We start from the raw sequence: 23330 nt of genomic DNA, 5'->3' as shown, positions 1-23330 counted from the left end.
CGTCCCAACGGCCTTGGACGGCTGCTATCGCACCCTCGACCAGCTACGTAGGCCGTTGAAAGCGCGCGCACATCGCTCGCGCTTGTCTTAAATGTCGCGCGCCAGCGCTCATGAGCCGGAGATAAATCCATGCTCCCGCAACATGGCGAGTGTCGCGAGGCTGTACTCCCCTTCGGTTGCATCGAGCATCAGCGCTCCGGCGAGTATTTCGCGTAGCGGAGAACTGCTGGCATTCCACCGTTCCAACATCTCCCGTATCTTCTCGATGCGTTTTGCTCGCGCCGTCAGCAACCCCCACCGATTTAAATCAATTTTTCGTACAGTTACTTCCGCGCGAATGTCTCCGAGCGTCCAGTCGATGAGAGGACCCTTGGCGCTGATGTGAGCCTCGATCTCATCGACGTACGGGTTGAGGAGCGGCGTCGATTCATCAAAATAGGTGTCTTTGTTGGTATTGCAGACTGGGCAGGCGCTGGTGAGGTTCTCCCACGAGTGCGCCAGGTCACGTCTGTTCATCTTAGGAACTATATGTTCTACATGTGGATAAGCGACATTATTGATCTTGCTCTCGCAGTAGGCGCACTTGCCCTTGGTCTCGGCGGCCAACACGTCGCGAATCTCTGGGTGTCTCCACTTTTCTCGCTTTTTTCGCTCTTCCTTGGTCGATGCCGCAACGTACGATTGGGACCAAGCCGCTCCCTTCTGTGTCAGGACCGCGGGCTCAGGGTGCTTTGTTAAACTTCTCACTGCGCGGTTCGATCATTCTGCTCATCGATAAAAGTCGACACAGCGTCCGGAAAATCGCCTTCGAGTCCGCTGGCTTTGAGGTCCTCCCGAAGTGCTGTTAGTTGCTCAAGGGTTAAGGAACCCGTCATGTGCTTGGCCAGGATCTCCTCATAACGGGATTCCGCCCAAATCGGTAGAGTGCTCTGCAGCCCGAGAACCCGTGTAAGCGTCTCGTCGGCGCTGGCGGACATGTTCACATAGTCGAGTCTCCGCGCGGTGATGCGTCGATCCTCGTCGTGGTCGAGCACGTACACGGTGGAGTCAGCGATCGCCGTCACTACGAAAGGGCTATGAGTCGCAACGATGAATTGGGCGCGCGGGAAAGCGTGAAGCAAACCAGGGAGCAACTCTCGCTGAAGGCTTGGGTGTAAATGGTTTTCAGGTTCATCAAGAAGTACTACAAAGTTCCTGTGATCTCGAGATTTCAGAAAGATTTGCCATGCAATATCGATCACAGCGGAGAGCCCGCCGGAGACTTCGTCGAGCACAAAGTCTCCGGTGGTCGTCTCGACAACGACCTCCGGCATGCGGACGTTGAGTCGCCGGAAGCCTAGTTCTTTCGGGAGCAGATTAGCAAGTACAGCCTGAAAGCCTTCCCAAATATTGGTCGCTTCTGGACTGCGGTCGACGTACAGGTTAAAGCCGCCAAAAAGGGCCGCAGCGATTAATCCTTCCTTCAACGCAAGTTGCGAAGGGCGTTTGCTGAACTGGCCCATCCATTGGTTGCGAAGCTCCGTCGTATATTGCTCGAGCATCTGCTCGGCACTGCCCATAGCGGTAGGAATAGATGGCACAACTACATAATTGCCGCGCAGGGTTCGATGAGAGTTGATGAACACGCCCGCGAGGTCTTGAGGTGTCCTGAGCTGTACCTCGTAACCCTGGCGTTCGGACGAGCCGGTTACTGGAACTTGGATCGCAGTTGAGCCGCCGTCGGCATATTGCAGACTTCCTACTTGAGCAATCTGGCCGCCCTCCGCCAGCCATCGATTCATACGGCGTGGGCCGAGGTTCGCCCATGATCGCGTCGCGTCGCTATCGCGAGCTGGCGACGAGGAATAGATTCTCGTCCAGCTGAAGTGCCTTGCGAGGATCGCGATCAGCGTGCTCTTGCCGCTAGCGTTTGCGCCGGTAATGGTCGTGAGCCTTGGATGAAAGCGTATCGATACTTCACCAAACTGGCGCCAGTCGGAGATACTCATATGAGTGAGCGCGTTGTTTTCGATGTCTCTCTCCTGACGTGCCGGATTCTTCCGAGGCTGGCGATCCGTGTGGACATACGCGAGGTGCCGCGCCAGCCTCCAGTTCAGACGATATCTCTCGCGCCTCCGGAACGGAACGGCGGGAGTGTCTGCGGCGGCGCGATGACCTGCCAGGAGCGTCACCCCTTGCAGTGCCTCACGAACTTGAGGAGTGTCCCAATTGACTGAACAGACTCGCCGTCAGCCCGACTGCTCCATGGTGATAGACCTCCATCGAAGCGAGCATCCTTCGCACCTGAATCGGTTCCTGTAGGACCCGTCTCGCTTCGATTTTCGCCTCCGCCCACGTTCTCGAGCATCAGCTTGGCCTCAATCGAACCCACCCGTCAGCCTCCCGCGCATCCGCTGACTGCTCTCATTCATCCCGACGATCTCCACCGACTTCCCCAACGCCGCATACTTCGTCTCAATCGCATCCAGCGCGGCAACGGTCGACGCATCCCACACATGCGACCCCGACAGATCAATCACCACAGACCCAGGGTCGGATGAGTACGAGAACAACGTCGTCAGATCATTGCTCGAGGCGAAGAACAGCTCCCCCTCCACGACGTACGTCACCAAATCACCGGCCTCCCCCAGCACCCGTCGAACCGTCACGAAGTGCGCCACCCGCCGCACGAACAGCACCGATGCGACCAGCACTCCACCGACCACCCCGACCGCCAGGTTGTGCGTCAGCAGAACCAGCACCACCGTGGCGATCATCACGAAGGTCTCGCTCTTCGGCATCCGCCTCAACGTCGAAGGACGCACGCTGTGCCAGTCGAACGCCCCGATCGCGACCATGATCATCACGGCCACGAGCGCCGCCATCGGAATCGTCCCGACGAAGTCCCCGAACACGACCACCAGCAGGAACAGGAACACCCCGGCGCAGAACGTCGAGATGCGCGTCCGCGCCCCGGACGCCTTCACGTTGATCATCGTCTGACCGATCACGGCGCAGCCGCCCATCCCGCCGAAGATGCCCGACAGCACGTTCGACACTCCCTGTGCCCACGCTTCGCGACCCTTGCGCGAGTGCGTGTCGGTGATCTCGTCGACGAGCTTCGCGGTGAGCAGCGACTCCAGCAGTCCGACCACCGCGACACCGAGTGCGAACGGCGCGATGATCGTGAACGTCTCCCATGTCAGCGGCACGTTCGGGATGAACAGCGACGGAAGGCTCCGAGGCAGCTCGCCCTGATCGCCGACGGTCGGCACGGTGATCGCGAACGCCAGCACGACGCCCGTCACGATCACGACCGACACGAGCGGAGCCGGCACGATCTTGGTGATCTTCGGCATCACGATCATCACGATGATCCCGAGCGCCACCAGCGGATACACCAGCCACGGCACATCGATCAGCTGCGGGAACTGCGAGCTGAAGACGAAGATCGCCAGCGCGTTCACGAACCCGACCATGACGCTCCGGGGGATGAATCGCATCAGCTTCGCGACGCCGAGCACCCCGAGGATCACCTGGAACACCCCCGCGAGGATCACCGTCGCGATGAAGTAGTCCAGTCCGTACGTCGGCGCGACCGGAGCGATCACGAGCGCCACAGCTCCGGTCGCCGCGGTCACCATCGCCGGACGCCCGCCGAGGAACGCGATCGACACCGCCATGATGAACGACGAGAACAGCCCCACCTTCGGGTCGACCCCGGCGATCACCGAGAACGCGATCGCCTCAGGGATCAGCGCGAGCCCGACGACGAGTCCGGCCAGGACCTCGCGGGTCAGCATCCGCGGATTCTTCAGCGCCTGAAGCACCGTGGGATTCGCCCGATAGCGGGCACGATCGTCGACCGTCGTTGCAGACATGGGAGCTCCAGGGGATGGCGCCCCGAGAATGAGGCAGACGTTCCAGCGTAGAGCGGATGCCGTGAGGCATGCGTCACGTGAGCCACGGGTATCCGTAGCTACATCCAATCGGATGTATCAGGGGCGCCGCCTGCGACTCCTTCCCTGCGAGCGCCGAGCATCTCGGCGCCGATAGCGCAGAGGAGCACCCCCATGCCGCACTCCGAAGCTTCGCTCGTAACGAACCAGCAACGCCGGCCTTCCGGCTCACAGCGTTCTGTCAGGATGAGCGCATGACGACACCGAATGACACTCCCGCCGGCTGGTACGACGACGGCTCCGGCCGTCAGCGCTGGTGGGATGGTCAGCGGTGGGGGACCTTCGCCGACGAGGTCCACACTTCGGCCCCCACGACGACCGCCGCCCCGATCGCTTTCGCAGGCGGTGGCCCGAAGAAGCTCAACGTCCTCGCCCTCGTCGCGGCCATCGTCGCCGCGGTCGGGTTCATCTTCGCCTGCATCCCCGGCGCCCTGATCGTCGGCTGGATCCTGCTGCCGATCGCATTCGTGCTGAGCATCGTCTCGCTCTTCCTCAAGGGCGACAAGAAGTGGCTCGGCATCGTCGGCCTGGTGCTCTCCATCGTCGGCACCATCGTCGGTGTGATCGTCTTCCTTGGAGTCGTCGCTGCATCCGTCGACGAGGCTTTCGGTAACGGTGACACGACAGTTACCCAGCCCGGCGACTCCGGCGACGCAGGCGACCCCGCCGAGGAGGCGGAGCCCGCCGACGACGCTCAGGGCACGCGCGAGAATCCGTATCCGCTCGGCTCCGAGGTCAGCAACAGCGACTGGTCCGTCGTGGTCAACTCGGTCAACCCCGACGGCAACGCCATCGTCTCTGAGGCGAACCAGTTCAACGAAGCCGCCCCGGCCGGTTCTCACTACGAGATCGTGAACTACACGATCACGTACAAGGGCGCTGAGTCCGCCACCTCCGCCGAAGTGACCGTCGATGTGGTGACCGCTGCCGGCAACGTAGTGAACAGCTATGACTCGCTGGTCGTTCTCACGGACGAATTCGGCTTCGAAGAGCTCTTCACCGGAGCGACTGTCACCGGCTCCAAGGCATTCCTGGTGCCCGACGGCGAGACGATCGTCGTTCGGGTCAGCCCCGGTTTCTTGTCGGACGAGTTCTTCGTCCACCCGTAACCCGCGGATGCGGAGGCCCTGGTCAGTGAGAACTGTTCAGGGCCTCTGTCGTCCTATCCCTCGTCGGCTGTGGCAGCAGTCACGCGGCAACCTTGAGGCAGATCTTCCAGCGTAGAGCGGATGCGGCGGGAGCGGTCCGCCGGTCGACGACTCGAACAAGCACGATCTAGAAAGAGATTTGACGTGTGGGTTGGACATGTAAAGAATTCGCTGCATTTTTTACACGTCTGTTCGACGTTCAACTCATCCGAGGCCCAGCCAGATGACGAGCTCGTTCGGCGTCCGCGGTTGCGGGATGAGGACGGTGGTCAAGACCACGATTGTGGAAAGCCCGACGGACACGATCGCCGTCTGGTCGTGTACAAACCTGCCGAGGCTCCACTCATCCTCGGTCCCGGCGACTCCTCGTGATTGCTCCAGTTCGGTCATGTCCGGGAAGGTAGCCGGAGGAGAGGACATCGCGAATCGGAACACACCAGGTTGCGCCGGAGTACACCGATATGCCGCCGCGCTTCCCCCGCCTGTCGTCCACGGGGAGCCGGATGCCGTTCGTACAGTGGCCGCATGCAGCTCGGATCCGTCGCAGACGTCATCACCGCTCTCACCGCAATCGGGGCGCTCTTGGCGGCCGTCCTCGGCGCGAAACACGCAGGTCGTCTCTTCGGCATTGAAGCGAAACGAGACGAAGCCGCGACTGCGCGCGAGATGCAGTCGCAGGCGAGCAAGGTGTTCGCCTGGGTCGCGTCCCGCATCGGGGAGGAGCAGACGACCTACGGAGTCGTGGTGGTGAACTCCTCCGAGCAGGCGATCTACGACGTCGAAGTGCGCGTGACCGACGCGTACGAGAGCGAGCGGCGTCCGATCCAGCTCACGATCCTCCCGCCGGGGGCCTACTACCTCGGCGAGAGCACCGAGGCCTACGCGTGGGAGTTCGCGTCACGGCTGCGCTCCTTCGACGATGAGATCCGTCCTGTCACGAAGTCGAGGAAGCGTCGCATCGTCGGGATGTCGTTCCGCGACAGCTCGAACCTCACCTGGGTTCGCGACGTAGAAGGGCTGCTCGCGCCCAGCTAGCTCACGCCGCGCTCGTCCTCCGCAGTACCACCGTCAGCCGCACCGCCGACACCAGGAAGAACACCGCACCCAGGACCGCGTACGTTCGCGCGCGCCCTTCCCTATCGGACGGATGCTGCGCGAGGATGAAGAGACCGCCGACGAAGGAGACCGCCGTGACGCTGCCCCAGGCCTCGCCGCCGAACACCGCTGTCGACGCTCTCCCCGGCGCGACCGTGATTGGACGCATCCGGCGCCTGCTGATCGTCGCGTTCGTCGCCGGGCTGTTGTTCCCCGCCTTCACGCGCGGCAGCAGAGGTGGCTGCCCCGGTGGCGTCAGCTCTGACGGCGGGTTCGTCGACGCAACCGGACAGGCGGTCGACGAAGCTCCGCGCTGCGTGAACCTCGAGCTCGGACCCAACCCCCTCGTCTTCGTCGGCATCGCGCTGATCGTGCTGCTCGCGATCGGACGGGTCATGAGGGCGGCCGACGAAACTGCGGCCGTGCGCATCCTCGACCGCGCGGCGATCCTCGTCGTCGTGCTCGTCCTGGTCGCCGCGGTGGTCTCGCAGGTGTGGTTCCGCCTGGTTTCTCTGGAGACTTTCGACAGTGACTCCTGGTCGCTCGTCAGCCCGTTCCCGTTCGCGATCATCGACGTCGAGATCACTCGCATGACGACGCGCTGATTGATGACCCCGATCCGCGCGGTGCTGTTCGACCTCGACGGTGTCGTCCGCCATTTCGATGCGGACTTCACCGCCGACATCGAGGCTCGGCACGGCCTCTCGCCGGGCGCGGTGCTGGACGCCGCCTTCGAGCCGGATCTGCTCGCACAGGTGACGACCGGCGCGATCTCGCGCCGCACGTGGGTTGAACGCGTCGGAGCCACGCTCGGCTCGGTGGCGGCGGCCGAGGAATGGGGGTGTCAGCCGTCTGAGGCCGACCCCGACGTGCTCGCCATCGTGGAGGCACTGCGTGCCGCCGGCATCCGCACCGCCATCCTCACCAACGGCACCGACACGATCCCCGCCGAGGCCGCGGAGCTCGGCCTCACCGCGCACTTCGACGCCATCTTCAACTCCGCGGAGATCGGCTGGGCGAAGCCCGACATCCGGGCGTTCCAGCACGTGCTCGACGCCCTCGGACTCGCGGGCGCGGAGGTCTTCTTCACGGATGACTCCGCCTCGAAGCTCGCTGGCGCGGAAGAGCTGGGGATGCCGACGCATCGGTTCACGTCGGCGGACGCGCTTCGTGTTGCTCTGCGGGCGGCGGGGGTCGGGGTCTGAGGCGCGTTTCGCGGCGCGGGGGTGGGGACGCTTCGACAAGCTCAGCGACCCAACGGGGCGAGGTCAGCGATGCACGTGGGGGCGCTTCGACAAGCTCAGCGACCCAACGGGTCGAGGTCAGCGACTCACGTGGGGGCGCTTCGACAAGCTCAGCGACCCAAGTAGCGGGGGCGCTCAACGACCGAGGGCGACCGGTCGGTACCTCTGCACGACCACGCCCGACCGGAACTCCTGGCGCTCCACGAGCTCGAGCTCGATCCTCTCGCGCAGCCCGTCGAAGAGTCTCGGGCCGCTTCCGGCGAGCACCGGATGCACGGCGAACGTGTACTCGTCGATCAGGCCGAGATCGGCAAGCGCGAGGGTGAGCGTCACGCCGCCCACGGAGAGACCCTTGCCCGGTTCCTGCTTCAGCGTGCGGATCGCCGCCTCCAGGTCGCCCTCGACCAGCTCGGCATTCCAGTCCACCGCCGTGAGGCTGCTCGATACGACGTACTTCTTCGCCCGGTCGATGCGCTCGGCGAAGCGGACCTCCGACTCGTCCATCCAGTCGGGCCAGACGCCATCCGCCGGCCGCCGCCAGGCGGACTCCATCATCTCGTAGGTCACCCGGCCGTAGATCTCGGCATCGGACCGATCCATCTCGGCGGTCCAGAAGTCCATGAACTCCTCATCGGGAGTGAGCCCCGCCTCGTGATGGACGCTGCCGTCGAGCGTGACGTTGATCGCATACCGCAGTGGTCTCATCTCGTCGCTCTCCTTCGATGCGCAGCGGACTCTCCCGGACGGTACCAGATGCTGATCGCGAGCGTTTCGTCTCGCTGAAGACCCGCACTGAGCGAGCGGAGCGAGTCGAAGTGTCGCTCAACGACCGGGTCGCCGATCGCTCAGTTGCCGAGGCCGTCGAGCGTCCAGTGATAGCGGAGGCGGAGGCCGCGCTCCATGCTGGCCAGCGCCGCACCGGTGCCGAGGGCGATGTTGAGCCACAGGGGGAGATGGATGGGCGAGACGAATGTTCCGAAGCGTTCCGCGATCGGTGGGATCTCGGAGATCACCTGCACCAGTTGCGGGACATTCACTCCCACACCGATGATCAGGACGACGATCGCGGTGGCGGCGATCCACCGGCTCGCCACCGGATGCGTCTGCTCGAGTCGCAGACGGCGGCCGACCGCCGACCTCGGATGCGGCGTGAGTCGGCGCTCGGATCGGTCGGGCGTGACGTAGTGCATCCGCCGGAGACCGTACGAGCCCGCCGCCACCTGGACCACGCCGCCTTCGACGGCGAACTTCGCCGGCAGCCTCGACACGACGGCCTGCGCCCCGTCGCGATAGAGGTAGGCGCGAGGGTCGCCGTCCTCATGGGACCGCACATCCACCGCATAGATCAGATCCGGCGCGCCCGGCCGCGGCACTGCCAACGAGAACAGCTTTCGACCTGACACCAGATGCCACCAGCGGAAAGGTTCGAGCGGACGCCCGTCTCCGCGCTTCTGGCGGCGGGGCATCGCGCCGTCGTCGGCATCGCCGAGCATGCCGAGCGCATCGGCATCGTCTTCATCGAACATGGAGCTGCTCCTCTCAGAGCAGCAGCTGCGCGAGCGGATGCACCAGGTAGCGCAGCGAATACGCCTCCCAGAGGGCTCCGATGATGAGCAGCACGAGCGCCGGGAGTGCGAGCAGGCCCAGCTGACGGAGGCCCCGCAGGTAACCCTGGCGCCGGTTCTCTGCCCCCGCCGTGCGCGGGAAGAGCCAGTACTTGCCGACCAGGAACGCTCCCAGCAGGAACAGCACGTAGGCCTGCAGTTCGATGAGGAACGTCAGCGAGTGCGGGATGAGCGCGACCCAACCCGTGTCCGAGGTCGGGACGAGAGTGATCCCCGTGGTCAAGGACCAGTACCCGAAGAACGCGAGCCCAGCGAACGGCACGATCAGCGACGGCAGCACGATGGTCAGAGCGCTGAGGCGGAACAGGTTCACGCCGAGGATCGTCAGCGCGAACAGCGGAGGCGTATTGACGAGCCAGCGCACGAGCTCGCCCGTCCCGTCCTCCTCCAGCCCTGCGGCTCGGGCGGCGACGAGATCGGGGAAGATGATCCCGATCGCGAAGCCGAGGAGCGCGAGCCCATAGGCAGCAGCGTTGAGGATGAGGTAGACGCGCATGTTCTCGCGCACGACCCGGAAGGGCCTGCGCCAGAAGCGGACGGGCTCGGGATGAGCGATGGAGATCTGCTGAGTGGACATCCTTCCATCGCACTCCATCGTCGATGGCGTGCACAGTGTCCCCGTGTCATGAGAATGGGTGACCGGTGTCACCTCAATCCGTGACAGAGCCTCGCGCACTCGACGCCCTCGACGCACTCGGGCTCGCGGGTGCCGAGGTCGGGGCCTTGCGCCGGCCGGCGGAGCGCGGGGGATTCGCCCGCAGGTGTCCGCTGACCTGCGTCATCATCCGCGCGAGCGCCTCGACGTCGGCATCCGTCAGTGACTCGAACAGCAGGCTCTTCACGGCCTCGATGTGCCCCGGGAACACCTTGGCCAGCACCTCGCGGCCCGCGGCCGTGATCGCGACGATCGTACTCCGCTCATCCTCGGGTGACGGGGCACGCGTGACCAGACCGCGCTCCTCGAGCGACTGCGCCTGGTACGTCAGCCCGCTGCGGCTGTAGACGACGCCGTCGGCGAGATCCGTCATCCGCTGACTGCCGCCGGGCGCATCGCCGAGCCGCGCCAGCAGCTGGAACTGCACGTAACTGAGCTGCCCGACATCCTTCAGCTGCTTCTCGACCGCGTGCCGCAGCAGGCTGCTCACCTCGGTGAACGCGAAGTAGGCCGCGAGCTCCGTGGCAGAGAGCCGAGGGGGTTGTGTGCTCATGCACCCAGTATATGTGTTGCTTCGAATTCGAAGCAGTGCTATCGTCTCCATATTGCTTCGAATTCGAAGCACTGACGAAAGGGAAAAATCATGAAGGCAGTACGGTTCCACGAAGTGGGCGGACCCGAGGTGCTCCAGTACGGCGACATCGAGCAGCCCGTCCCGGGTGCGGGGCAGGTGCGGCTGCGCGTCGCAGCATCCGCTTTCAGCGCCGCCGACAACGGCATGCGCGCGGGATTCCTGCCCATCCCGATCGTGCTCCCGCACGTGCCGGGGTACGACGTCTCGGGCACGATCGACGCGATCGGCGAGGGCGTCGACGGCTTCGCGGTGGGCGACGCCGTGATCGGCTTCCTGCCGATGGCCGAAGACGGCGGCGCGGCGGAGTACGTCGTCGCCCCGGCCGAGGCGCTCGTCGCAGCGCCGACCTCGGTGCCGCTGGCGGATGCCGCAGCACTCCCCTCCGTCGCCCTCACCGCGCGCCAGGCGCTCTTCGACGACGGAGACCTCCAGGCCGGACAGCGCGTGCTCATCGTCGGCGCCGGTGGCGTCGTCGGCAAGTACGCGATCGCCCTGGCCAAGCGCGCAGGCGCCTACGTCATCGCCACTGCGAGCCCCCTGAGTGCGGATGCCGTCCGCGCAGCCGGAGCCGACGAGATCATCGACCACACCGAGACCGGTGTGCTCGACGCGGTCTCCGAGCCGGTCGACATGCTCCTCAACCTCGCACCGATCGAACCGGACGAGTTCACCGCGCTCGTGCGGCTGGTCCGCGACGGGGGAGTCGTGGTCAGCACCACCGCCTGGATGCCCGCACCCGACGACGCCGAGCGGAATGTGCGGTCGGTCGTCGTCTTCGTCCGCAGCGATGCCGAGAAGCTCGCCGAGCTCGTGTCGCTGGTCGACAGCGGGGCCCTCCACCTCGAGGTCACGCGGCGCATCCCCCTCGAGGAGCTTCCGGCGCTGCACGCGGAGGCGGCCGCGGGGCGGATCGCGGGCAAGGTCATCGTCATTCCGTGATCAGGCCCGTCGGGGTGTGTGCCCCGGAAGGTGAAGTGCGCTTCGCAAGGTCGGTTTGTCGGCATCCGTCCTTGTGGAGCGCGCTTTGCCTTGCGGGGTGTGGGAAGGCGTTTCGTCTCGCTGCGCTCGCTCAACGACCGGAGGTGAGCGCGCGCGAGGGCTAGCTCACGCCCGCTGCCGGTACCGGTGCGCGACCACGCCCGACCGGAACTCCTGCCGCTCCACCAGCTCGAGTTCGAGACGCTCGCGCAACCCGGCGAGCAGCGTCGGCCCGCGCCCGGCGACGACCGGATGCACCACGAACAGGTACTCGTCGATCAGGCGGAGATCCGCCAGGGCCAGGGGAAGCGTCACGCCATCCACGGACAGCTCCCCGCCCGGCTCCTGCTTCACGTCCGAACAGCATCGCCCACGTCGCCCTGCAGCAGCTCGGCGTTCCAATCGACCTCGGTGAGAGTGATCGACACGACGTACTTCCTCGTCCGGTCTATGGCCTCGGCGAAGGGGATCGCCGACTCGCCCATCCAGTCGGACCACATGCCGCCGGCCGGCGCCAGGCCGACTCCATCATCTGATAGGTCACGCGGCCGTAGATCTCGGCATCCGACTGCTCGATCTCGGCGGTCCAGAAGCGCATGAACTCCTCGTCGGGTGGCAGCCCCGCTTCGTGGTGGACGCACCCGTCAAGCGTCACATTGATCCCGTATCGGAGTGATCTCATCTCGTCGCTCTCCCTCGATGCGCACGCGTCTCCTGGAAAGTGGCAGACCGCCCCGGCGCAGCCCACCCCATGTCGACAACGCCTGGTGGACGGCAAAAACCAGCCCCCGAAACCCTCATCAGCCGAATGACGATCGTGTTACGAGATCGGCGGATACGGCGAAGCTGCGGTAGGAAAGATCCACCAGTACAGTTGTACATTGCACTGTCATGGGGTTCTATGGAAACCATTCGCAATGGCGCTAACGACAGAAAGGTCTGGTCTCGTGACCACATCGAAGAGGCTCGCCGGGTTCATCGCCGCGGCCACCGCATCCGCTCTGTTCATCACCGGCTGTTCCGCCGGTGGAGGAGAGTCCGACCCGTCGCAGGCCGGCACCGGCGGCACCCCGAAGACCGGCGGCACGGTGCACATGCTGCAGAACGCCGACTTCTCCTACCTCGACCCGTCCCGCGGTTTCGACGGCGGCGTCAACGCCTTCTACCGCCTCATCTACCGCGGCCTCACCATGCAGGCCGCCGGTGACGCGAAAGACCCGAACGCCATCGTCCCCGACCTCGCCGAATCGCTCGGCGAGGCCTCGGAAGACGGCCTCACCTGGACCTACACGCTCAAGGACGACATCTTCTTCGACGACGGCACCCCCATCACGTCGCAGGCGATGAAGTTCGGCATCTCGCGCTCGTGGGACCCCCAGGTCGGCATCGGCTCGCCCTACCTGCGTCAGGTCATCGACGCCCCCGAGGGCTACCAGGGCCCGTACGTCTCGGGCGACCTGCCCACGATCGAGACGCCCGACGACAAGACGATCGTCTTCCACCTCAAGAAGCCGTTCCCCGATTTCGACAACGTGCTCGCGCAGCCCAACGCGGTGCCGTTCCCCGAGGGCACCGGAGCCGGCGACGAGTTCATCAAGGACATCATCGCCTCGGGCCCGTACACGCTCGCCGAGTACACCCCCGGCAGCTCGATCACGCTCGAGCGCAACGAGTTCTGGGACGAGGCGACGGATGACGTGCGCAAGGCGTACCCCGACAACTGGGAGTTCGAGATCGGCATCGACGCCGCGACGATCGACGAGCGCATGATCGCCGGTCAGAGCGACGACAAGAACGCCATCTCGGGCACCGTGAGCGCCGCGACCCTGCCGCGTCTGCAGACCCCGCAGCTGAAGGACCGCGCGATCACGGCGGATGCCTTCTGCACGACCTACATGTCGATGAACACCACCAAGGCGCCGTTCGACGACGTCAACGTGCGCAACGCCGTCAACTGGGCGATCGACCGTTCGGCACTGGTCAACGCGAGCGGCGGCACGCAGCTCGCCGACCCGGCGTTCTCGATCATCCCGCCGGTGGTCAGCAGCTTCAAGGACTTCAACCTGTGGGAGACCGAGGGCGACAAGGGTGACACCGAGAAGGCGCAGGAGCTGCTCGACGAGGCCGGTCTCTCCGACGGCTTCGAGTTCACCCTCGACATCCGTTCGCAGCCGCTCATGCAGGGGCGGGCCGAGGCCATCCAGCAGGCTCTCGAGCCCCTCGGCATCACCGTGAACCTCAACGTGATCGACACCTCGATCTACTACGAGACGATCGGCACGCCCGCGCAGCAGAACGACGCCGCGATCACCGGATGGTGCCCGGACTGGGCGTCGAGCGCCAGCACGATCATCCCGCCGCTGTTCGACGGCCGGAACATCTTCGAGAAGGGCAACTCCAACCTCGCCCAGATCAACGACCCGGCCATCAACGACCGCATCGACGAGATCACCGCGATGACCGACGTCGACGAGGCCAAGACCGCGTGGGGCGACCTCGACGAGCAGATCATGGGCTTGTCGCCCATCGCGCCGCTCGTGTTCAGCAAGGGGATCTTCCTGCCCGGTGAGAACATCGCCGGCTACTACCCGAGCACCAACCTGACGGACCTGACGATCATCGGTCTCAAGGACCCCGCGAAGGGCTGAGCATGACCTTCAGCTCGACATCGCTCGAAGCCGAAGCCGAAGCCACGCCGGCGGGTGACTCCAGTCTCCACGAGACCCTGGAGTCGCCCCCGGCCTCTGGCCGGCGGCTGCTGAGAGCCTTCCTGACCGACTGGGGCGCCATGCTCTCCAGCGCCTACATCCTGCTCATCATCCTGATGGCGATCTTCGCGCCGCTGCTGACGATGCTGAGCGGATGGGGCCCCTACGAGTTCGATCAGGCGGCGATCGACCCCAACCTCGGCGCCATCCCGATCGGTCCGTTCGGCGGCATCAGCGCCGAGCACTGGTTCGGCGTCGAGCCCGGCAGTGGCCGCGACATCTTCGCCCGCATCGCCTACGGTGCGCGGGTCTCGATGACGGTCGCCTTGTCGGCGACTCTCCTCACCACCGTCATCGGCGTGGTGATGGGGCTGCTCGCCGGCTACTTCGGCGGACTCGTCGACCTCGTCATCTCGCGCGTCATGGAGTTCCTGATGGCGTTCCCCGCCCTCATCTTCATGATCGCGATCCTGTCGGCCCTGCCCGCCGACAACCGCGTCTTCCTGCTCGTGGTCGTCATCTCGCTGTTCGGCTGGCCGTACCTCGCCCGCATCGTGCGGTCGCAGACCCTCTCGCTCAAGGAACGCGAGTTCGTCGAAGCCGCGAAGGCGTCGGGTGCATCGAGCCGCCGGATCATCTTCCGCGAGATCCTGCCGAACCTGCAGTCCACGATCATCGTGATGGCGACCCTCGCCGTCCCCGGCTACATCGGCACCGAGGCCGGACTCTCGTTCCTCGGCGTCGGCGTCGTGCCCCCCACCCCGAGCTGGGGGCAGATGATCGCCGCGGCGACCCCCTGGTACGCCGTCGACCCGATGTACTTCGTGATCCCCGGCGCGTTCCTCTTCCTCCTGGTGCTCTCGTTCACGACCCTCGGCGACCGCATCCGCACCATCGCCACCAGTGGGGAGGCCCGCTCATGATCCGCATCGTCGGCTCACGCCTGCTCGGCATGCTCGTCGTGCTGTTCCTGGTGACGCTGTTCACCTACGCGATCTTCTTCCTGCTCTCGGCCGATCCTGCCGTGCAGATCTGCGGCAAGAACTGCACACCAGAGCGCATCGAGCAGATCCGTCTCAACCTCGGGCTCGACCAGCCGTTCTGGACCCAGTTCTGGGGCTACGTCGGCGGCCTCTTCACCGGACGCACCTTCACGGTCGCCGGAGCAGCCGTCGAGTGCGCGGCCCCGTGCCTCGGCTACTCGTTCCAGACCAGCCAGCTCGTCGGCGACATGATCGTGCAGCGCCTGCCCATCACGGCGACCATCGCGATCGGCGCGGCCGTGCTCTGGCTTCTCGGCGGCGTCGTGGCGGGTGTGCTCAGCGCGGTGAAGGAGGGGAAGTTCCTCGACCGGTTCTTCGCCGGACTCACCCTCGGCTCCATGTCGATCCCGAACTACGTGCTGGCGCTCGCGCTGCAGTTCATCTTCGTGGTCGCGCTCGGCTGGCTCCCCTTCCCGCAGGCCGTGAAGTTCGCGGACGACCCCGGTCAGTGGTTCCTCAACTTCATCCTCCCGTGGGTCGTCCTGGCCGTCGGCTACGCGGCGGTGTACACGCGCCTCACCCGCGCGAACGTGATCGACACCCTGCAGGAGAACTTCGTGCGCACGGCGCGGGCGAAGGGGCTGCAGCCCGGCCTGGTATGGCGCCGGCACGCCCTGCGTCCGGCCCTCACGCCGATCGTCACGATCTTCGGCATGGACGTCGCCGGACTCCTCGGCGGCGCGGTCATCACCGAGACGGTCTTCGGCCTCAACGGCGTCGGCAAGCTCACCGCCGACTCCATCACCGCGAACGACCAGCCCGTCATCATGGCCGTCACCCTGCTGTCGGCGTTCTTCGTGATCATCGGCAACATGGTCGTCGACCTGCTGTACACCGCGATCGATCCGCGCGTCAGGACGGGGGCATCCGCATGAGCGAATCCGTGAGCACGCCAGGCGCCGTGAGTGGCGAAGGCAGCGGCCCGCTGCTGTCGGTGCGCGACCTCACCGTCTCGTTCCGCACCGCGCAGGGGCCGACCAGCGTGGTGAAGAACCTCGAGTTCGACGTGCCCCGCGGCGGCGCGCTCGGCATCGTCGGCGAATCCGGATCGGGCAAGTCGATGACGAGCCTGGCGATCCTCGGCCTCCTGCCCAAGGGCGGAACGGCCACCGGGTCGGTGCGGTTCGACGGCGCGGAGCTGATCGGGATGTCGGAACGCGAGAAGCGCCGCGTGCGCGGCGACCGCATCGCGATGATCTTCCAGGACCCGCTGTCTTCGCTGAACCCGTACTACAAGGTCGGCACCCAGATCGCCGAGGCGTATCTCTCGCACCGCAGCGGCGTCTCGCGCAAGCAGGCGCGGGCTGTCGCGATCGAGGCGATGGAGCGGGTGCACATCCGCGACGCCGCCCGCCGCGTCGACCACTACCCGCATCAGTTCTCCGGCGGCATGCGCCAGCGCATCATGATCGCCATGGCGCTGAGCATGGAGCCCGACCTGATCATCGCCGACGAGCCGACCACGGCCCTCGACGTGACCGTGCAGGCGCAGATCCTCGACCTGCTCGATGAGATCCGCACCGAGACCGGCGCCGGCCTCATCCTCATCACGCATGACCTCGCCGTCGTCAGCGAGGTGACCGACCAGATCGTCGTGATGCGCGCGGGCGAGACCGTCGAACGCGGTGCCGTGGAGCAGGTGTTCAGCGACCCGCAGGCCGACTACACCCGTCGGCTGCTCGACGCGGTGCCGCGCATCGACGACGCGATCGGCGTGCTGCGCACGACCGAGATCACGGTTCCGGACAACGGGAGGAGCGCTCGATGAGCACGCAGGCGCCGCTGTTCCGCGGTACGAATCTGGTCAAGGAGTTCTCCAGCGGGTCCTCCGGGCTCCTCGGGCGGGCGAAGCCCTTCCGAGCCGTCGACGACGTCTCGCTCGAGGTGCATCGGGGCGAAACGCTGGCCGTCGTCGGCGAGTCGGGCTCCGGCAAGTCGACGACCGCCCGACTGGTCGCACGCCTGATGGATCCCACCAGCGGCACGCTGGAGTTCGAGGGCACCGACGTCACGCACGCGAAGGGGGCGGCGCTGCGCGACTTCCGCGCCGCGGTGCAGGTCATCTTCCAGGACCCGTACTCGTCGCTGAACCCCAAGCACACGGTCGAGCGGCTCGTCACCGCGCCGCTGGTCTACCAGGGGCGGAAGATCCCCGGCGGTGCGCGCGCGTTCACCCGCGAGCTCATGGAGCGCGTGGGGCTGAACCCGCTGCACTCCGAGCGCTACGCCTCGCAGTTCTCCGGCGGACAGGCCCAGCGCATCGGCATCGCGAGGGCGCTCGCCGTCGGCCCGAAGCTGATCATCTGCGACGAGGCGGTCTCAGCCCTCGACGTCTCGGTGCAGGCCCAGGTCATCAACCTGCTGCGCGACCTGCAGGCCGACGAGGGCTTCGGCTACCTCTTCATCGCGCACGACCTGGCCGTGGTGCGTCAGATCGCGACGAGGGTGGCCGTCATGTCGCAGGGAGCCATCGTCGAGACGGGTCCGCGCGACGAGGTCTTCGAGCGCCCGGAGCACGAGTACACGAAGACGCTGCTGCAGGCCGTGCCGCGCATCAACCCGGAGTGGGATCGCCGGCGCAAGAAGGCCGAGGCGGCGCGAGCCGGTCGGGAAGCGGATGCCGCCACCGCGGCCGAGACCACGGAGGCAGCCGAATGACCCGCACCGCCACGGCGCAGCACATGCTCCCCGGCATCCGCGTTCGCGAATACCGCACGACCGTCCCGCTGGACTGGACCGCCACCGACGAGGATGCGACCGGCGGCGAGACGATCGAGCTGTTCGTGCGCGAGCTCGTCGACCCCGAGCACGACGACGCCGATCGCCCGCTGCTCACCTACCTGCAGGGCGGCCCCGGCGGCGCCAACCCGCGCCCGCTGGCCCGTGACGGCTGGATCGGCGAGGCGCTGCGCGACTACCGCGTCGTGCTCGTCGACCAGCGCGGAACCGGCCTCAGCACGCCGGTGGATGCCGCGATCGTCGCAGAACGCGGGGACGCGGGGGGCGACTACCTCGCCTGCTTCCGCGCCGACTCGATCGTGCGCGACCTGGAGCATGTGCGCACGACTCTGTACGACGGGCGGCGCTGGGCGACCCTGGCGCAGAGCTTCGGCGGCTGGATCACCATGACCTACCTGTCGTTCGCGCCCGACGGCCTGACGGCGAGCTACGTGTGCGGTGGCGTGCCCGGCATCCCGCCGCGGGCGAGCGAGGTGTACCGCCGCACGTTCGACCGCGTCGCGACGAAGACGGCCGAGTTCTTCCGCCGCTTCCCCGACGACGAGGCCGCCGTCGCGCGCATCGCCGACCGGCTGGCGGAGGGCGACGTGCGCCTGCCCGACGGCGACCTGCTGACGGTGCACCGCTTCCAGGCCCTCGGCATCGACTTCGGCATGAAGCCCGGCTTCGAGCGCCTGCACTGGCTGATCGAGAAGGCGTTCATCCGCCCTGACCGGCTCTCGGAGGCTTTCCTGCAGGACGTCATGGCGCTCTCCTCGAGCGCCGGCAACCCGCTGTTCTGGACGCTGCAGGAGTCGATCTACGGCGACCAGGAGAGCGGCGCGACCGCGTGGGCCGCGCAGGCCGAACGCGACCGGCGGCCGGAGTTCGACGAGACCCGTCGACCGCTGCTGTTCACCGGGGAGATGGCGTTCCCGTGGATGTTCGACGAGGTCCGGCTGCTCCGCGGCTTCCGCACCGCCGTCGACGCGCTCGCCGCCAAGACCGACTGGGCGCCGCTGTACGACCGGGCGGCCCTCGCCCGCAACGAGGTGCCGGTCGCGGCGGTCGTCTACTTCGACGACATGTACGTCGATGCGGCACTGCAGCTGGCGACGCTGAAGGGCGTCGGAGAATCCCAGTACTGGGTGACCAACGAATACGAGCATGACGGGATCGGATCGGGCCGCACGCTGACGCGCCTGCGAGAACTCGTCCGAGACCGTGGAGGAGAGCGCGCATGAGCGACACGACGACCGGAGCACGCCCGCCGTATGCGGGAACCCGCTACCCGAAGCTGGCCGAGATCCCCGCCTTCCGCGCGTTCATCGCCGAGGGGTGGCAGGACGTCCCGACCCGCCCCGACCTCCCCGCCGGCACCGCGGCGGCCGCCGCCGCGCATCGTGAGCGGTTGAGCGCGGCGCTGCCGGGGCAGACGCTCGTCCTGAGCTCGGGCATCGCCCCGGTGCGCAACGACGACGCGTCATATCTCTTCCGTGCCGACAGCAGCTTCGTCTGGGCGACCGGATGCCAGGCCGAGGGCGCAACCCTCGTGATGTGGGCGCGCCCCGGCGGACACGACGCCGTGCTGTACCTGCCGGCACCGTTCCGCCCCGGCGACGACGGCTTCTTCAGCAACGCCCTGCACGGCGAGCTCTGGGTCGGCCCCTCCGCCGGACTCGCCGAGTGGGCCGAGGCGCTGCAGGTCGCGGTAGAGCCGATCGAGGCGCTCGACGCCCGCGCCGCCGACCTCCGCGGCGCACTCGCTGCCCGCGCCGCCGCCGCCCTGGCCGTCGCGCACGGCGCGGAGGTGTCGGCCGACCTCGAGCGCACGCTCTCCCGGCTGCGCATGGTGAAGGACGACTGGGAGATCGGGCAGCTGCGCGAGGCCATCGACGCGACCGTGTCGGGCTTCGCGGCCGTCGTGGGCGAGATCCCGCGCGCCATCGCCGAGGGTCTCGGCGAGCGCTGGCTGCAGGGCACCTTCGACCGCCACGCGCGCACGCACGGCAACGGCCCCGGCTACTCGACGATCGTCGGCTCCGGGGCGCACGCCCCGATCCTGCACTGGGTCCGCTGCGACGGCCCGATCCATCCCGACCAGGCCCTCCTGCTCGACATGGGCGTGGAAGCACGCTCGCTCTACACGGCCGATGTGACGCGCACCGTGCCGGCGCAGGGCACCTTCAGCGCGGCGCAGCGCGAGGTGCACGACCTCGTCGAGCGTGCGCACCGCGCGGGCCTCGACCAGATCCGCCCCGGCACCGCCTACCTCGACTTCCACTTCGCCTCGATGCAGGTCGTGGCGCAGGGGCTGCACGACTGGGGCCTGCTTCCGGTGTCGGTCGATGAGGCGCTGTCGCCGCGGGGCCAGCAGCACCGCCGCTACCTCGCGTGCGGAATCGGCCACCACCTCGGCCTCGACGTGCACGACTGCAGCCAGGCGCACTACGAGGACTACATGGGCGCCGACCTCGAGCCCGGCGTCGTGATGACGGTCGAGCCCGGACTGTACTTCCATGCGCACGACCTCACCCTCCCGCCCGAGCTGCGGGGCATCGGCGTGCGGTTGGAAGACGACATCCTGGTCACCGCGACCGGGTCCGAGGTGCTCTCGGGAGCCCTCCCGATCGACGCCGCGGGCATCGAGCAGTGGACCCGCGCGCAGTGGTCGCCGGAACAGGGGGCCACGCGATGACGGCGGCCACCGGCATCCGCATCGCCCCCGCTCTGCGTCCGTTCCCCCTGGATCGGGTGCGCCTCGGCGACGACAGCGTCTTCGCGCGAGCCCGCGAGCAGATGCTGCACCTCGCCCGCGTCTACCCGGTCGATCGGCTGCTCGCCGTCTTCCGGGCGAACGCGGGCCTCGACACGCGTGGCGCCGCCGCTCCCGGCAACTGGGAGGACTTCGGCCACCCTCGGGAAGAGGCATGGGGCGAGGCCGACTACCCCGGCCGCGAGAACGCGCAGACGGCCAACCTGCTGCGCGGGCACTACGCCGGCCACTTCCTCTCGATGCTCTCCCTCGCCTCCGCGGGCGAGCAGGACGAGGCGCTGCGCGCGAAGGTCGACGAGTTCGTCTCGGGTCTCGGCGAGGTGCAGCGCGCGTTGGCCGCGACCGGACGCTACTCGCACCCCGGCTTCCTCGCCGCCTACGGCGAGTGGCAGTTCTCGCGCCTCGAGGACTACGCGCCCTACGGCGAGATCTGGGCGCCGTACTACACGACCCACAAGATCATGGCCGGGCTGCTCGACGCCTACGAGCTCGTCGGCAACGACGAGGCGCGCGACATCGCCGTCGCGATGGGCCACTGGGTCGCGCACCGGCTGACCCGCCTCGAGCACGCCCGCATCCAGCGCATGTGGTCCCTGTACATCGCCGGCGAGTACGGCGGCATGAACGAGACGATGGCCCGCCTGAGCGTGGTCGCCGACGAGCCGCTGTTCCTCGAGGTCGCGCGCCTCTTCGATCAGGACGACCTGCTCGAGGCCGGTGCCGAGCGACGCGACGTGCTCACCGACATGCACGCCAACCAGCACCTGCCCCAGCTGATCGGCTACCTCCACGAGTACGAGCTGACCGGCGAGAGCCGCTACCTCGACGCCGTCCTCGGACTGTGGGATCAGATCGTCCCCGGCCGCATGTTCGCCCACGGCGGCACCGGCGAGAGCGAGCTGTGGGGTCCTCCCGGCGCGGTCGCCGGCGACATCGGCCACCGGAACGCCGAGACCTGCGCCACGTACAACCTGCTCAAGCTCGCGCGGCTCCTGTTCGCGCACACCCGGGATCCGCGCTTCATGGCGTACTACGAGCGCGGAGTGCTGAATCACATCCTCGCCTCCCGCCGCGACGTCGACTCGGACACGAGCCCCGAGGTCGCCTACATGTTCCCGGTGCACCCCGGGGCGCTGGCCGAGTGGGACAACATCGGCACCTGCTGCGGCGGCACCGGCCTCGAGAACCACGTCAAGTACCAGGACACCGTGTTCTTCCGCACGGCGGATGCCGACGCCGAGCTCTGGGTCAACCTCTTCGTGCCGTCGACCCTGGACTGGCAGGAGCAGCACGCGACCGTGCGGCTGCAGACGACCCTGCCCTTCGGCGGCACCACCGAGCTGCGGATCGACGGCGGCGAGGGCTTCGTCGACGGGACGCCGCTGACGCTGCGGATCCGCGTGCCGGAGTGGATCGTGGGCGACCCCGTGCTCCGCATCGGCGGCGACGCCTTCACCGCCTCGATCGAGGACGGCTATCTGGTCGTGGCCCGCCCGTGGTCATCGGGCGACGTGATCCACATCGAGACGCCGCTCGCCCTGCGTGCTCTTCCGACGCCCGACGACCGGGCGCTGCAGTCGATCGAGTACGGGCCGTCGCTGCTGGTCGCCCGATCGGACGCCACGACGGCACTCGACCTGGCGCTCGCGCAACGCCGGCGCGTGGACGGCTCGCTGCGTCCGGACGACGCCGATTCGACGGATGCCGTGGATGCCGTGGGGGATGCGCTGCGCGCCGACGGGGCCGTGCGCATCGCCGGCGTGCCGTTTGAACCGGTCTGGACCGGTCGCGACGCCCGGTACCACATGTACGTGCGGGATGCCGGGGCGACGGTCGGCTTCGTCGGCGCCGAGACGGCCGTGCCGCTGCGCGTCCGACAGGACGGCGGCTCGCTCCTCGACGATGTCTGGCGCGACCCCGCTCCCGCGACACGCGCCGCATTCCTCGACCGGGTCGGCGAGGCGGCGGGCGCCGCACGCCGCGGAGGACTGCTCGCGCAGAGCGAGCTCGTCCAGGTGCTCGAGGCGGCGGCATCCGCCGATGTCGACGGCACGGGCGTCCGGACGCGGGGAACGCTCGTCGAGACGGATGCCGCGGACCTGACCTGGAGTGAGGAGGCGGATGCCGACGGCATCCGTCTCACCGAATGGTCGGTGCCGAGATCTCTCGCCGACGCCCCCACGGCGCCGTCCGTCGCGATCACGACCGCGATCCTCCCTGCGCCCTCGGGCTGGTACACCGAGATCCCGACGATCCGGGTGGATGCCGAAGACCTGGCCGGCGTCGGCGGGTTGAGCGTCGAGGTGGCGCTGGGCGAGGGGGAGTGGATGCCGTACGACGGGCCGTTCCCGCTGCCGGGCGACGGAGCGCACCAGGTCAGGGCGCGCGCGACCGATGCGTCCGGAGCCACCGGCCACGCGTCCCGCGACTTCGCCGTCGATGTCGAGGCTCCGGTGTCGCGGGCCACCCTGCGGCGACTGGGCTCGAGCGTCGAGATCACGTTCACCGCCACCGACGAGGTGTCGAGCGTCGAGCGCATCCAGTGGGAAGGTCCCGGCACGTTCTGGGCCACGTTCCAGGAGGCGTTCGTGCGAGCCCTGTCGGATGAGGAGCAGGTCATCCAGTTCGCGGCCACCGACCGCGCCGGCAACGAGGAGGCCAGGCAGATACTGGTCCTGCCGCCGCGCGACGAGATCTCGTGACCGGCGGGAAGACGCCCATGGACAGAAGCTTGTCCCGCCCACTAGCATTGCAATTGTACTCAAACG

21 protein-coding genes and 1 pseudogene are annotated in these 23330 nt (G+C 67.2%); 13 read left to right on the top strand and 9 right to left on the bottom strand.

Annotated features, from left to right (window positions below; all coding sequences use genetic code 11):
- Positions 1-108 precede the first annotated feature (108 nt).
- The 3 genes from ABD648_RS11385 to ABD648_RS11375 all read right to left on the bottom strand — a co-directional run bounded on the left by ABD648_RS11385 (position 109) and on the right by ABD648_RS11375 (position 3860).
- A complete protein-coding gene (locus ABD648_RS11385) occupies positions 109-609 on the bottom strand; it encodes an HNH endonuclease (protein WP_282215071.1) in 501 nt (166 codons plus the stop codon).
- 134 nt (positions 610-743) lie between these two features.
- On the bottom strand, positions 744-1988 hold the full coding sequence (locus ABD648_RS11380; protein ID WP_282215070.1) for an AAA family ATPase: 1245 nt from the start codon (positions 1986-1988) through the stop codon (positions 744-746).
- Positions 1989-2357: 369 nt separating this feature from the next.
- Entirely contained in the window at positions 2358-3860 is a 1503-nt protein-coding gene (locus tag ABD648_RS11375) for a SulP family inorganic anion transporter (RefSeq protein ID WP_282215069.1), read from the bottom strand.
- Positions 3861-4132: 272 nt separating this feature from the next.
- Here ABD648_RS11375 and ABD648_RS11370 point away from each other — a divergent pair, with 272 nt between their 5' ends.
- On the top strand, positions 4133-5047 hold the full coding sequence (locus ABD648_RS11370) for a DUF2510 domain-containing protein (RefSeq protein ID WP_282215068.1): 915 nt from the start codon (positions 4133-4135) through the stop codon (positions 5045-5047).
- Positions 5048-5290: 243 nt separating this feature from the next.
- Here the strand turns inward: ABD648_RS11370 and ABD648_RS11365 are convergent, their stop codons facing one another.
- Positions 5291-5476, bottom strand: coding sequence for a hypothetical protein (locus ABD648_RS11365; RefSeq protein ID WP_282215067.1), 186 nt, complete (start codon positions 5474-5476; stop codon positions 5291-5293).
- Positions 5477-5611: 135 nt separating this feature from the next.
- On the opposite strand from ABD648_RS11365, the gene ABD648_RS11360 reads away from it, so the two are divergent.
- From ABD648_RS11360 to ABD648_RS11350, 3 genes are all read left to right on the top strand, one after another.
- A complete protein-coding gene (locus ABD648_RS11360) occupies positions 5612-6121 on the top strand; it encodes a hypothetical protein (RefSeq protein WP_282215066.1) in 510 nt (169 codons plus the stop codon).
- 155 nt (positions 6122-6276) lie between these two features.
- Entirely contained in the window at positions 6277-6786 is a 510-nt protein-coding gene (locus tag ABD648_RS11355; RefSeq protein ID WP_282215065.1) for a hypothetical protein, read from the top strand.
- A 3-nt stretch (positions 6787-6789) separates the two neighbouring features.
- Positions 6790-7386, top strand: coding sequence for an HAD family hydrolase (locus tag ABD648_RS11350; protein WP_282215064.1), 597 nt, complete (start codon positions 6790-6792; stop codon positions 7384-7386).
- 174 nt (positions 7387-7560) lie between these two features.
- On the opposite strand, the gene ABD648_RS11345 is transcribed toward ABD648_RS11350, so the two are convergent.
- The 4 genes from ABD648_RS11345 to ABD648_RS11330 form a co-directional block, all read right to left on the bottom strand.
- Positions 7561-8130, bottom strand: a complete 570-nt coding sequence (locus ABD648_RS11345; protein WP_282215063.1) for a dihydrofolate reductase family protein — start codon at positions 8128-8130, stop codon at positions 7561-7563.
- Between the two features lie 140 nt (positions 8131-8270).
- Positions 8271-8951, bottom strand: a complete 681-nt coding sequence (locus ABD648_RS11340) for a hypothetical protein (protein ID WP_282215062.1) — start codon at positions 8949-8951, stop codon at positions 8271-8273.
- Between the two features lie 13 nt (positions 8952-8964).
- A complete protein-coding gene (locus ABD648_RS11335; RefSeq protein WP_282215061.1) occupies positions 8965-9627 on the bottom strand; it encodes a stage II sporulation protein M in 663 nt (220 codons plus the stop codon).
- A gap of 73 nt (positions 9628-9700) precedes the next feature.
- Complete coding sequence (locus ABD648_RS11330) at positions 9701-10258, bottom strand: MarR family winged helix-turn-helix transcriptional regulator (protein WP_282215060.1); 558 nt, start codon at positions 10256-10258, stop codon at positions 9701-9703.
- Between the two features lie 90 nt (positions 10259-10348).
- On the opposite strand from ABD648_RS11330, the gene ABD648_RS11325 reads away from it, so the two are divergent.
- A complete protein-coding gene (locus ABD648_RS11325) occupies positions 10349-11278 on the top strand; it encodes an NADP-dependent oxidoreductase (protein WP_282215059.1) in 930 nt (309 codons plus the stop codon).
- Between the two features lie 165 nt (positions 11279-11443).
- On the opposite strand, the pseudogene ABD648_RS11320 reads toward ABD648_RS11325, so the two are convergent.
- Positions 11444-11999, bottom strand: a pseudogene (locus ABD648_RS11320) (dihydrofolate reductase family protein).
- A 265-nt stretch (positions 12000-12264) separates the two neighbouring features.
- Here ABD648_RS11320 and ABD648_RS11315 point away from each other — a divergent pair.
- The 8 genes from ABD648_RS11315 to ABD648_RS11280 are packed head-to-tail and all read left to right on the top strand — an operon-like array spanning position 12265 to position 23264.
- Positions 12265-13965, top strand: a complete 1701-nt coding sequence (locus ABD648_RS11315) for an ABC transporter substrate-binding protein (protein ID WP_282215058.1) — start codon at positions 12265-12267, stop codon at positions 13963-13965.
- Between the two features lie 2 nt (positions 13966-13967).
- Positions 13968-14948, top strand: coding sequence for an ABC transporter permease (locus tag ABD648_RS11310; RefSeq protein ID WP_282215057.1), 981 nt, complete (start codon positions 13968-13970; stop codon positions 14946-14948).
- Entirely contained in the window at positions 14945-15943 is a 999-nt protein-coding gene (locus ABD648_RS11305) for an ABC transporter permease (protein WP_282215056.1), read from the top strand. Before ABD648_RS11310 ends, ABD648_RS11305 begins: the two co-directional genes overlap by 4 nt.
- Positions 15944-15951: 8 nt before the next feature.
- Positions 15952-16836, top strand: a complete 885-nt coding sequence (locus tag ABD648_RS11300) for an ABC transporter ATP-binding protein (protein WP_282215055.1) — start codon at positions 15952-15954, stop codon at positions 16834-16836.
- Positions 16833-17726: an ATP-binding cassette domain-containing protein gene (locus tag ABD648_RS11295; protein WP_282215054.1), complete on the top strand. Its 894-nt coding sequence runs from the start codon at positions 16833-16835 to the stop codon at positions 17724-17726. The genes ABD648_RS11300 and ABD648_RS11295 overlap by 4 nt, the downstream gene beginning before the upstream one ends.
- Positions 17723-19030, top strand: coding sequence for an alpha/beta fold hydrolase (locus ABD648_RS11290; RefSeq protein ID WP_282215053.1), 1308 nt, complete (start codon positions 17723-17725; stop codon positions 19028-19030). The genes ABD648_RS11295 and ABD648_RS11290 overlap by 4 nt, the downstream gene beginning before the upstream one ends.
- The gene (locus ABD648_RS11285) at positions 19027-20484 is read left to right on the top strand and encodes an aminopeptidase P family protein (protein ID WP_282215052.1); all 1458 of its coding nucleotides are present in this window, start codon (positions 19027-19029) and stop codon (positions 20482-20484) included. The genes ABD648_RS11290 and ABD648_RS11285 overlap by 4 nt, the downstream gene beginning before the upstream one ends.
- Positions 20481-23264, top strand: coding sequence for a beta-L-arabinofuranosidase domain-containing protein (locus ABD648_RS11280; protein WP_282215051.1), 2784 nt, complete (start codon positions 20481-20483; stop codon positions 23262-23264). Before ABD648_RS11285 ends, ABD648_RS11280 begins: the two co-directional genes overlap by 4 nt.
- Positions 23265-23330: the final 66 nt, after the last annotated feature.

It is taken from the genome of Microbacterium luteolum, from assembly GCF_039533965.1.
Classification (GTDB): domain Bacteria; phylum Actinomycetota; class Actinomycetes; order Actinomycetales; family Microbacteriaceae; genus Microbacterium; species Microbacterium luteolum.
This window is presented reverse-complemented; position numbering and strand designations above follow the sequence as displayed.